This window comes from Dietzia sp. B44, assembly GCF_014145245.1.
GTDB classification, from domain to species: Bacteria; Actinomycetota; Actinomycetes; order Mycobacteriales; family Mycobacteriaceae; genus Dietzia; species Dietzia natronolimnaea.
Window position 1 is genome coordinate 1,379 of sequence record NZ_JAALEF010000360.1, and the last position, 11,500, is coordinate 12,878.

Here is an 11,500-nt window from a genome sequence, read left to right on the forward strand (position 1 = left end):
TCCGCCCACGGGCCCCACGACCCGAGCTCGGAGAAGATCCAGCCGAAGACCAGCGTGCCGACGATCATCCCTGCGACGAGCCCCGCCCGCTGCCGGCCCGTGGCCCAGTGCGGATGGACCGCGACGGCCTCGACCCCCGCCTGCCCGGGCAGGGCCGCGCTGATCCGACGGTCCCGCGACCAGCGCCACCAGCCGTAGAGCCCGACGGCGAGGAACATGACCTGCCGTCCGGCCTGACCGTAGAGGTCGACGTCCTGCGGGGTGTGGAAGACGCCGCCGAGGAAGACGGTGAGCAGCGTGAGGTTGCCGACGATCCCCACCGGCCAGGCCCACACCACGCGGCGCATCCCGCCGATCGCGGCGGCCAGGCCGAAGACATTGCCGATGATCTCGCGCCACAGGATCGGCACTCCGCCGATCATCAACTGCGCGTCGAGGAATGAGACGAGAAGGCTCATCGTGTGCCCCTTTCACGGGCTCAACACAGACGGCCCAGGGCTTATGCCGCATCGCCCACGGTTCCACGGCCGGGCCGCGGTCCCTCGGGGACACGTTGTTCTCTTCCATCCGGACTATGACCGTCGGCCCCGGGATCACACCGGGTCTGCTGACCCCCGCGCATGCGGCCCGGCCGGACTCGATGTCCGGCCCGCCGCGTGTGCGGGGCGCTCGCGGGCTCGCCGCCGGTCATGGGACCGGTGACATCACCGCCGGTGGGGAATTGCACCCCGCCCTGAGAACGTGTTCTCGTTCTACTCCTGTCGGGTGCGGCGCCGCAACTCCCGCGTCCCGGGGAGGCGCGGGGCGGCACGCTGTCGATAAGCGCACCGTCGATAAGAGCGTTCCACGCATTTTCACTCGGCCGACGGGTGCGGAACGCCCTTCTCGACGAGGGGAGGGCGCTGGTGCCCCCCGCCGCGGGTCAGCCGATCGTCAGTTGGCCGTTCGACTCGGTCACCGGGACCACGTCGAGCGGACGCGGGGCCGGCGCGAGGGTGTTGCTGCCGTCGGTCGCGTCGTACTCGGCACCGTGGAGCGGGCACCGGAGGTGCAGGTCGCGGACCACCTGGACGGTCCCACCCTGATGGGTGCAGCGGGCCGAGTACGCGACGAACTCACCCTCGGTGGGCTGCGCGACGATCACCGTCGCATCCCCCGACTTGACCTGCTTGGCGGTGCCGACGGGCACGTCCGAGGCAGGGATCGTGGACGGCGGGACCTCGGTGGTCTGCTGGACGGTGGACGGCGGCTCCGCGGGCTCGGTCATCCCGCACGCCGAGACGATCCCCGGTAGCAGGATGATCCCGGGCAGGGCTGCCAGGACGGTGCGGCGCTGCGTGCACGGTCCGACGGAGACGGATGCGGCGGCGGGGTGCTCGGTCATGCAGTCCATCATATCGGGCGCCGACGGCGGACCTAGGCTGGCGACATGACCGTCCGCCGCCTCGAGCCCCACGCCACCACGATCTTCTCCGAGGTCACCCAACTTGCCGTGCGGTTCGAGGCCGTCAACCTGGGGCAGGGCTTCCCGGACACCGACGGCCCCGCGTCGATGATCGAGGCCGCCGTGCGCGCCCTGCGCGAGGGCCACAACCAGTACCCACCCGGGACGGGGGTGCCCGAGCTCCGGCACGCGATCGTCGCCCACGAGACCGCGCACACGGGTCTGGTCCACGACCCGGACACCGAGGTGCTGGTGACGGTCGGTGCGACCGAGGCGATCGCCGGTGCGGTGGTGGGCCTGGTGGAGCCTCACGACGAGGTGGTGGTGATCGAGCCGTACTACGACTCCTACGCCGCCACCGTCGCGATGGCCGGCGCCACCAGGCGCGCGGCGAGGATGGTCCGCTCGTCCGGCCGCTACCGCCTCGACGTGGACTCCCTGCGGGCGGCGTTCTCCCCGCGGACGCGGGCCGTGCTGGTCAATTCGCCGCACAACCCCACCGGAGCGGTGCTGCCGCGGGAGGACCTCGAGCAGATCGCGGCGTTGTGCCACGAGTTCGACGCGATCGCGATCTCGGACGAGGTCTACGAACACCTGACCTACGACGACAACGAGCACGTCTCGATCGCCACCCTGCCGGGGATGGCCGCGCGGACCCTGCGGATCTCGAGCGCGGGCAAGATGCTCAACTGCACCGGCTGGAAGATCGGATGGGTGACCGGGCCGGCCGGGCTGATCGCGGGCGTCCGGGCCGCCAAGCAGTACATGAGCTACACCGCCGGCACACCGCTGCAGCTGGCGGTCGCCCACGCCCTTCGTCACGAGGACGGGTGGATCCGGGCGCTACGGGCGCAGATGCAGGACCGGCGGGACCAGCTGGTGGACATCCTCACGGGGGTCGGGCTGGACCTCGCCGTCACCCAGGGGACCTATTTCCTCACCGCGGATCCGCGACCGCTCGGCGTCACCGACGCCGCGTCCTGGTGTCTGGAGTTGCCCGGCCGGATCGGCGTGGCGGCGGTGCCGTTCGCGCCGTTCACCGACGCCTACTCCGGCGAATGGTCGCACCTGGTGCGGTTCGCGTTCTGCAAACGGCCCGAGGTCCTCGACGAGGCCGGGCGGAGGCTCCGCACGCTGGCGAACTGAGGCGAATCGGAGCACGCTCCGGACGGACTCGCGCACGTGCCTGCCAGGCTCTACGGTAGGTCCCTGACGCGCCGGGCGGCGCGCCCGTGCGTCGACGAGGAGTACCCGAGTGTCCCACTACCGCAGCAACCCGCGTGACCTGGAGTTCGTCCTGTTCGAGGTGTTCGGCCTCGACGAGATCCTCGAGCGGGACGACACGGAGCTCGACGGCGAGACGGTGCGCACCATGCTGCGGGAGGCCGCCGCCCTGGCGGAGGGGCCCGTGGCTGCCTCGTTCTCCGTCGCCGACCGAAACCCCCCCGGGTTCGACCCGGAAACCCACGAGGTCACGCTCCCGCCGGAGTACGTGGCCTCGGTCCGCGCGTGGCAGGAGGCCGGCTGGGGCCTGGTCGGCGTGGACCCCGCCGTCGGCGGCGTCGCGGCCCCCCGCATGGTCACCTGGGCGATCACGGAGTTCCTCCTCGGGGCCAACCCGTCGATCTTCATGTACCTGTCCGGACCGCTGTTCGCCGAGATCATGCACACCATCGGCAACGAGCAGCAGCAGAAGTGGGCCGCCCGGATCATCGACCGCAACCACGGTTCGTCCATGATGCTCACCGAGGCCGAGGTGGGCTCGGACGTGGGTGCCGTTCGAGCCAAGGCGATCGAGCAGCCCGACGGCACCTGGCACATCGAGGGCGCCAAGCGGTTCATCACCGGCGCCGACTCCGGCGACCTGTTCGAGAACATCTGGCACCAGGTGCTCGCCCGGCCCGAGGGGGCGGGCCCCGGCACCAAGGGCCTGAGCTACTTCCTGGTCCCCAAGTACCTGCCGGACCCCGAGACCGCGGCGCCCGGCCAGCGCAACGGCGTCTACGTCACCGGGATCGAGAAGAAGATGGGGCTCACCGCCTCCGCGACGTGCGAGGTGGCGTTCGGTGCACACGGCCGGCCGGCGGTCGGGTACCTCGCAGGGGACTCCCACCTGGGCATCAAGCAGATGTTCAAGACCATCGAGGCCGCACGGATGATGGTGGGGACCAAGGCGATCTCCACCCTGTCCACCGGGTACCTCAACGCACTGGAGTTCGCCCGGGAGCGCGTGCAGGGCAACGACATGGCCGACGCCGGAAAGCCCGATGCCGGGAAGGTCACCGTCATCCACCACCCCGACGTGCGGCGGTCGCTGCTCACCCAGAAGGCGTACGCGGAGGGCCTCCGCGCGGTGTACCTCTACGCGGCCGCCCACCAGGACGTCGTGGCCGCGGAGGTCGTCTCGGGCGCCGGACCCGAGTTGGCGCACACCGTCAACGACCTGTTGCTGCCGATCGTCAAGGGCGTGGGGTCCGAGCGGTCCTACCAGTGCCTGGCGGAGTCGCTGCAGTGCTTCGGCGGCTCCGGGTACCTCAGGGACTACCCGCTCGAGCAGTACCTCCGCGACGCCAAGATCGACTCCCTCTACGAGGGCACCACCGCCATCCAGGCGCAGGACTTCTTCTTCCGCAAGATCGTCCGCGACGGCGGGACCGCGCTCGGCCACCTCGCTGCGCAGATCCACCGGACGGTCGACGAGGTCGGACCCGACGATCTCGACGCCGTGCGCACGGCGGTGGCGACCGCCCTGGCGGACGTGGAGTCCATGGTCGGCACCCTGACCGGGCACCTCATGTCAGCTCAGGAGGATCCGGAGTCGCTCTACCTGATCGGGCTCGGCGCGGTGCCGTTGCTCATGGCGGTCGGCGACCTCCTGGTGGGGTGGATGCTGCTGCGCGAGGCGACGGTGGCGTCGAGCCGACTTCCCGACGCCACGGGCGACGACCACGACTTCTACACCGGCAAGGTCGTGGTGGCCGGCCATTTCGCGCGGGCTCACCTGCCGCAGGTCGCCGCCGCCCGCGCCACCATCGAGGCCCTGGAGCTGGACGTCATGCGGATGCCGGAGGGCGCCTTCTAGAGTCGGCCCCGCCAGCTCGTCGTGCAGAGCGTTCCGCACACATCCGCCGAGAGCGGGGTGCGCGGAACGCTCTTGTCGATGGCGCTACGGCCTCGACGGGGCTTCCGGGCCGGAGGTCGCTCAGCGTCCGGTGGTGAGCACGATCTTGCCGACCGCGCCACGGCCGTCCATGAGCTCGAGGGCCTCGGTGGCCTTGTCCAGCGGGAACTCCGCACCGACGAGCGGGTCGAGCTTCCCGGCGGCCAACAGCGGCTCCACCTCGGCCCACTGCTTCTGCAGGTAACCGGGGTTGCTCATCCAGTACTCGCCCCAGCCCACCCCGACGGCGCTCTTGTTCCCGAGCAGCAGTCGGTTGACCTTGACCGTGGGGATCTCGCCACCGGTGAAGCCGATCACGAGGATCCGGCCCTCCTGTCCGAGGGACCGGATGGAGTCGGTGAAGCGGTCACCGCCCACGGGGTCGACGACGATGTCGACACCCTTCCCGCCGGTGAGCTCCTTCACCGCGTCCTTGAACCCCTCCGGCGCGATGGCGTCGGACGCGCCTGCCTTGAGGGCCAGTTCCCGCTTGTCCCCGGTGGAGGCCACCGCGATCACGCGGGCGCCGGACGCGACGGCGAACTGCGTGGCGGCGATCCCGATCCCGCCACCCGCGCCGTGCACGAGAACCGTCTCCCCGGGCTGGAGCCGGCCGCGGTGGGCCAGCGCGAAGTGCACGGTGAGGACGTTCATGGGGATGGACGCACCCTGGGCGAAGGTCAACGAGTCGGGCAGCCGGAACACCTGTGAGGGATCCGTGGAGACCACCTCGGCGAAGCCGCCGAGTCCGGGGAAGGCGCACACACGGTCGCCTGCGGCGAAACCGGAGCCCTCGGGAGCGGAGCGGACCACGCCGGCCACCTCCGAGCCGGGAACGAAGGGCAGCGGGGGCGACATCTGGTACTTCCCGCGGGTCTGGAGCACCTCGGGGAAGGTCACCCCTGCGGCGTGGACGTCGATGAGGACCGCCCCCGGCTCCGGCTCGGGGAGGTCGACCACCTCGAGGGCGGCGGGTCCGTCATGGGATGAGATGTGGATGGCTCGCATGGACCCATAGTGTCAGCCCGGACACCCGCCTCGCCGGGACAGGGCCGACCGTGTCACGGGTCAGAGGGCCCGGGTTCACGGGTCGGTGGGCCCGGGTTCACGGGTCGGTGGGCACCGGCGGGGTCGGATCGGCCGTCTCCGGGCGGCTGCGGAACCTCCGGCGGCGCAGGAGATGGAGTGCGAGGCCCACGGCCACCACGACCTGCCCCACCTGGAAGGCCAGCGCCATCACGATGAACTCCCGCCCGAACGTGGTCGGCAGGACCAGGAGCAACGCGCAGATGCCCAACAGCGCGACAGTGAGGACCTGGCCCCCGGCCAGGAACCGTCGCGGACTGGTGACCAGGCGGCCGCGGGAGAGCAGCAGTACCGAGTTCAGTGCCACGAGCAGGCACACCGGCACCCCGATCTGCGCGGGGAACAGGAACAGGATCACGAAGAGTGGGTGCGAACTCAGGGTGACGGTGCCGGTCGCCAGGAACTGCGGGACGCTCCACAACGCGGTGAGAAGTGCGCAGGACACGGTGATCCACGAGCCGCCTACCAGGATCCGCACCGGTCGAGGATAGCCGTGCCGCCCCCGGCGCGGGGCCCCGCCCACCCGGTGGGCGACCGGTCCCCGCCGGGTCACCCGCGCGTCACTCCCTGGTCAGTGCCTCACCGATGGGGGTCTCACCGTCGGAGAACTCGATCGTGCGACCGATGGTGTCCGGCCGTCGCAGGACGGCCGCCGTGACGGCGGCCACGACGTCCCGGCTCGTGGCGCGGTCGTCCCGCTTGTCGGCGCCCACGCCGATCGTCTCCCCGCCGGTGTCGTCGGTGAGCATCCCCGGACCGAGGATCGTCCACTGCAGGTCCGACTCCCGGAGATGGGCATCCGCGGCGGCCTTGGCCTGGGCGTACGGGAAGAACGGATCGTCCTCGGGCACCCCGTGGTCGGTGCGGGCCCCGTCATAGGAGATCATGACGTACCTCTCGACGCCCTCCTCCGCGGAGGCGTCCATGGAGCGGATCGCCGCGTCGCGGTCGACCGCGTAGGTGCGGTCGGCGCTCCCGCCACCGGCGCCGGCGGCCCACACCACGGAGCCGCTGTCGCGCAGCACCTCCCGCAGGCCCTCCACGTCGAGCGTCTCGACATCCGCGACGACGGGAGTCGCGCCCACCTCGCGGATGTCATCGGCCTGGTCCGGATTCCGGATGACGGAGTTGACCTGGGCACCCGCCTCCGACAGGATCCGGGCGGCGCGGAGGGCGACCTTGCCGTGGCCGCCGATGATGGTCACAGGGCGTTCGATACTCATGGCCTCCGTTGTACTCCTCCGCCCCGCTCCGTGCGCCTCCTCGGTGGCGCGGCGCGGGACCGTGGCCGGCACCCCGCCACCCGAGACGCAGCTCACATTTCGGGGACCTCCCGGCCCGATCCGGTCACAACTCCACAACGACACGCCGGAGGCGCCCGTGTGGGTTCGCGTCGTGTCGGACCCGGCGTGCATCATGTGCACATAAGCCGGTGCTCACCGGTACACCCCCAGTTCTGTCTCGGAGTCACGCATGTCCTTGTCCCGGTCCGGGTACCTCTCGCGCTCGGCGGCGCAGGTCCCCCTCGTCATCCTCGCCGGGCTACTGGCCCTCCTGCTCATCGCGACCGGATGCACCATCCCCGTCCCCACCGGTTCGGCCGGGGAGACCACCCCGACCGAGACGTCTCAGGCTCCGGTTCCGGCGACACTCCAGGTCACCCCGGTCGACGGGGCCACGGAGGTCGCCGTGGTGGACGGCGTCCGGGCCCGGGTCGAGAACGGTTCCCTGACCGAGGTGGTCCTCACCAACGACGCGGGCAAGGAGATCGAGGGCGAGTTGTCACGGGACGCGACCTCGTGGGAGCCGGCGGTCACCCTCGGGTACGGGCGCACCTACACCCTGGACGTCACCTATCGGGGTGCGACGGGGGGCCCGAGGACCGACACTCGCACGTTCACCATGGCCAATCCTCAGTCCATCATCAGCCCCACACTGGTCACCCCGGGCGGTGGCGCACTGGAGTCGGGCCGGGAGTACGGCGTCGGGATCATCGTGGGCGCCAGATTCGATCAGCCGGTGGCCGACCGCGCCACCGTGGAGAAGCACATGACGGTCACCACCGAGCCCGCGGTCGAGGGCAACTGGTTCTGGCTCGACGACACCACCGCGCACTGGCGCCCGAGGGACTACTACGCCACCGGCACCCGGGTCCACGTGGACCTGGACACCGAGGGCCGGAACCTCGGCGGCGGCCAGTGGGGCGGAGAGGGCGCGGAGGTCGACTTCACCATCGGTGACCGACGGGTGGCCATCGCCGACGACGTCACCAAGACGGTCTCGGTGTTCCACAACCAGGAGCTGGTCAAGACCATGCCCACGTCGATGGGCAAGGGCGGGTGGGCGACCTACAACGGTGTGAGCATGCACTTCTGGACCCAGCGGGGCGTCTACACGGTCCTCGACAAGGCCAGCTCGGTGCTCATGGACTCGTCGACCTACGGTCTGCCGCTGGACGTCGGCTACAAGGTGACCGTCGACCACGGGGTCCGTCTCACCAACGAGGGCATCTACTTCCACGCCCTCGCCTCGTCGATGTGGGCCCAGGGCAACACCAACGTCTCGCACGGATGCCTCAACCTCTCCCCGGACGACGCGTCCTGGTACTTCGACCAGGCGGTCGCCGGGGACATCGTCGAGGTCCGCAACACCGGCGGCCCGGAGCAGGGGATCTGGCAGAACGGCGACTGGGCTGTTCCGTGGAGCACCTGGCAGAAGGGTTCCGCCGACTGAGGGGCCGGTCGACACCGTTGCCGGTCGGATGGTCGGCACGCTAATTTTGCCCGATGGAGCCCCGCACACCCCGGACCCGCCTGCCCGGAGTCTCGATCGGCCACTGGACGGACCCGTCGGCGATGACGGGGTGCACGGTGGTGCTCCTCCCCGAGGGGGCGGTGGCCTCACGAGAGGTGCGCGGTGGCGCCCCGGCGACCCGCGACCTCGATGCACTCGCCCCCGACAAGGCCGTCACCTCGATCGACGCGGTCCTCCTCACCGGCGGATCGGCGTTCGGCCTGGCCGCCGCCGAGGGGGTGATGCGGTTCCTCGAGGAGGCCGGGCGGGGCGTGCCCACTCCCGGTGGACGCGTCCCGATCGTACCGACCCTGGCGCTGTTCGACCTCGGGGTCGGCGACCCGAAGGTCCGGCCGACGGCGGAGGACGGCTACTCCGCCGCGGTCGCGGCGAGCGGGCCGCGGTTCGAGGTGGGGCAGCTCGGTGCGGGGACCGGGGCGTTCACGTCGCAGTGGCGCGGGGTGGAGAACCTCCGCGCGGGCGGGATCCGGTACGCGGAGAGCACACTGGGCGACCTGGTCGTGGGGGCGCTGTGCGCGGTGAACGCCTACGGGGACGTCGACCCGGGAGGCACCGAGGTCGACCTCGACAGTGTCGCGAACCTGGTCCCGCCGTTCGACTACACCTCCGATCGGGTCCACACCACCATCGGAGTGGTGATGACCAACGCGAGGTTGGACAAGACCGCGTGCTTCGTCGTCGCACAGGGCGCCCACGACGGGCTCTCCCGGGCGCTGACTCCGCCGCACACCCGGTACGACGGTGACGGTTTCGTCGCCGTGGCCACCGGCGAGGTGGCCGCCGACGTCGACACGGTCCGCCTGATGGCGCTGGACGCCGTCTCCCGGGCGATACGCTCCGCCGGTCACTGACACGCCCGGCGACGCCATACGCCGGAACGGAGTCGACATTTCCGGCGATGGGCGGGACAATCGGTAGTCACCCCGGGCACCGGCCCGTGGGCGACCCCGACGAAAGCGCAGGAGCACTTCCAGTGAGCCGAGCCGATACACCGGCCCGATCTATCAGCCCCCTTCTCGGAAGGGGGAACACCGGATGAGCATCGCGCTCTCACTACTCGTCGGAGTCGTGGTGGTCCTGGCGATCACCGCGCTCACGGGCTACTTCGTGGCCCAGGAGTTCGCGTTCATGGCCGTCGACCGCTCCCGGATGGGGGCCGCGGCGGAGAAGGGCGACCCGGCGGCGGCACGCGTCCTCGGCGTGACCAGACGAACATCCTTCATGCTCTCGGGCGCCCAGCTCGGTATCACCGTCACCACCCTGGTCGTCGGTTACGTGGCCGAACCGCTCATCGGCCGCTCGATCGGCGAACTCCTCGGCCTGGCGTCCGTGCCGCAGGGAGTCGGCGTGGTGGTCGGCACGGTGCTGGCACTGCTCTTCTCGACGGTCGTGCAGATGATCTTCGGCGAGTTGGTGCCCAAGAACCTGGCCATCGCCAAGCCGGAGCCGGTCGCACGCTGGCTGGCCCGGTCCACCACGATCTACCTCGCTCTGTTCGGCTGGCTCATCGGTCTGTTCGACAAGGCGTCCGAGGCGCTGCTCAAGGCCGTGGGTATCGAGCCGGTGCATGACAAGGAGCACTCCGCCACCGCCCGCGACCTGGAGCACATCGTCGCCGAGTCCGAAGAGACCGGCGAGTTGTCCGAGGAGCTCAGCGACCTGTTGGACAGGATGCTCGACTTCCCCGGACAACCCGCCGAGCACGCCATGATCCCGCGGAGCCGCACCGATGTGGTCCGCGCGGAGGACACGGTCAACGAGGTCCTGTCCAAGATGGCCACCGGCCACACCCGCTACCCGGTCGTCGGCGACGACTCCGACGACGTGATCGGCATCGTGGACCTCCACGATCTGCTCTCGGTGTGCGACGACGACCAGGCCGATCTCACCGCGGTGTCCGCCCTGATGCGGGCGCCGATCATCGTGCCCACCTCCCTGCCCCTGCCGGAGGTGGCCGCCCGCCTGAGCGCCGAGAAGTCGGAGATGGCCGTGGTGGTGGACGAGTACGGCGGCTTCGCCGGCGTCGTGACGATGGAGGACATGGCAGAGGAGATCGTCGGCGAGATCGCGGACGAGCACGATCCCCAGCTCGCCGCCGGGACCCCGGTCAGCGAGGGTCTGGGCTGGCTCCTGTCCGGCGACACCCATCTCGACGAGGTGGAACGCCTGCTCGAGATCACCCTGCCCGAGGTGGACGCCGAGACGCTCGGCGGGCTGGTGGTCGAGACGACCGGTGACCTGCCCGAGCTGGGCGACCGTGTCGACATCCCCCTCCCCGACACGGACGTGTTGGAGGAGTTCTCCGCGGACCGGGTCCTCCGGACCGAGGTGCGCCGGATCGAACGACGCGTGCCGGCCGAACTGCACGTCGTGGTCGAGGAGGCCGCGCGATGAACCCCACCACCACCCTGCTCGCCGCCGAGGCCGGATCGGGCCTCATGAGCAACCCGCTCGTCGTGGTGCTCGCCACGATCGTCCTCATCGCGGCGTCCGCGTTCTTCGTCGCCGTCGAGTTCTCGCTGATCTCCGCGCGTCGCCACCGCCTCGAGGACGCGGCGGCGTCGAGCGCCTCCGCCCGGGCCGCCCTGCGCAACGCCTCCGAGCTCACGCTCCTGCTGGCGGGATCCCAACTCGGGATCACGCTGTGCGCACTGGCGCTCGGCTCCATCACCAAGCCCGCTGTCCACCACTGGCTCACCCCGGTGTTCGCCGGCTGGGGCCTGCCCTACTGGACGTCCGACGTCATCGCGTTCGTCATCGCCCTGCTCATCGTCACGTTCCTGCACCTCGTGGTGGGCGAGATGGCTCCCAAGTCGTGGTCCATCACGCACCCCGAGTACTCGGCCACGCTGTTGGCGATACCGATGCGGGGCTTCCTCTGGATCACCCGCCCGCTGCTGGTGATGCTCAACACCCTCGCCAACCGGATCCTCCACCGGATCGGGGTGGAGACCCGCGACGAGGTGGCCTCCGGGCAGGACGCCGACTCCCTGAGG

Annotated in this window: 11 protein-coding genes and 1 riboswitch; of the genes, 6 read left to right on the forward strand and 5 right to left on the reverse strand. The window is 70.6% G+C overall.

The genetic code is table 11. The features are described from left to right. Positions 1–458, reverse strand: a 458-nt coding sequence (locus G6017_RS11870) for a nicotinamide mononucleotide transporter family protein (protein ID WP_182617519.1), incomplete at its 3' end; no start/stop codon positions are given. A gap of 93 nt (positions 459–551) precedes the next feature. Continuing rightward, positions 552–745: riboswitch (FMN riboswitch) on the reverse strand. A gap of 177 nt (positions 746–922) precedes the next feature. Then, a complete protein-coding gene (locus G6017_RS11875; RefSeq protein ID WP_182617521.1) occupies positions 923–1,384 on the reverse strand; it encodes a Rieske (2Fe-2S) protein in 462 nt (153 codons plus the stop codon). 45 nt (positions 1,385–1,429) lie between these two features. Here G6017_RS11875 and G6017_RS11880 point away from each other — a divergent pair, with 45 nt between their 5' ends. After that, the gene (locus G6017_RS11880; protein WP_182617523.1) at positions 1,430–2,590 is read left to right on the forward strand and encodes a pyridoxal phosphate-dependent aminotransferase; all 1,161 of its coding nucleotides are present in this window, start codon (positions 1,430–1,432) and stop codon (positions 2,588–2,590) included. Positions 2,591–2,699: 109 nt separating this feature from the next. Beyond that, positions 2,700–4,526, forward strand: a complete 1,827-nt coding sequence (locus G6017_RS11885) for an acyl-CoA dehydrogenase C-terminal domain-containing protein (RefSeq protein WP_182617525.1) — start codon at positions 2,700–2,702, stop codon at positions 4,524–4,526. Positions 4,527–4,646: 120 nt separating this feature from the next. Here the strand turns inward: G6017_RS11885 and G6017_RS11890 are convergent, their stop codons facing one another. From G6017_RS11890 to G6017_RS11900, 3 genes are all read right to left on the reverse strand, one after another. Then, positions 4,647–5,612 carry an NADPH:quinone oxidoreductase family protein gene (locus G6017_RS11890; RefSeq protein WP_182617527.1) on the reverse strand — a complete coding sequence of 322 codons (966 nt, stop codon included), beginning with the start codon at positions 5,610–5,612 and terminating at the stop codon, positions 4,647–4,649. Between the two features lie 97 nt (positions 5,613–5,709). After that, positions 5,710–6,168, reverse strand: a complete 459-nt coding sequence (locus G6017_RS11895; RefSeq protein WP_182617529.1) for a hypothetical protein — start codon at positions 6,166–6,168, stop codon at positions 5,710–5,712. Positions 6,169–6,250: 82 nt separating this feature from the next. Further along, positions 6,251–6,913 (reverse strand): NAD(P)H-binding protein, encoded by a 663-nt coding sequence (locus G6017_RS11900; protein WP_179523667.1) that lies wholly within the window; start codon positions 6,911–6,913, stop codon positions 6,251–6,253. A gap of 250 nt (positions 6,914–7,163) precedes the next feature. Here G6017_RS11900 and G6017_RS11905 point away from each other — a divergent pair, with 250 nt between their 5' ends. The 4 genes from G6017_RS11905 to G6017_RS11920 all read left to right on the forward strand — a co-directional run. After that, complete coding sequence (locus G6017_RS11905; RefSeq protein ID WP_182617531.1) at positions 7,164–8,423, forward strand: L,D-transpeptidase; 1,260 nt, start codon at positions 7,164–7,166, stop codon at positions 8,421–8,423. Positions 8,424–8,476: 53 nt separating this feature from the next. Next, a complete protein-coding gene (locus G6017_RS11910) occupies positions 8,477–9,355 on the forward strand; it encodes a P1 family peptidase (RefSeq protein ID WP_182617533.1) in 879 nt (292 codons plus the stop codon). Positions 9,356–9,539: 184 nt separating this feature from the next. Further along, positions 9,540–10,898 (forward strand): hemolysin family protein, encoded by a 1,359-nt coding sequence (locus G6017_RS11915; protein ID WP_179523670.1) that lies wholly within the window; start codon positions 9,540–9,542, stop codon positions 10,896–10,898. Between the two features lie 44 nt (positions 10,899–10,942). Further along, positions 10,943–11,500 (forward strand): CNNM domain-containing protein (locus G6017_RS11920; protein ID WP_182617535.1); only part of this gene is annotated, 558 nt, incomplete at its 3' end.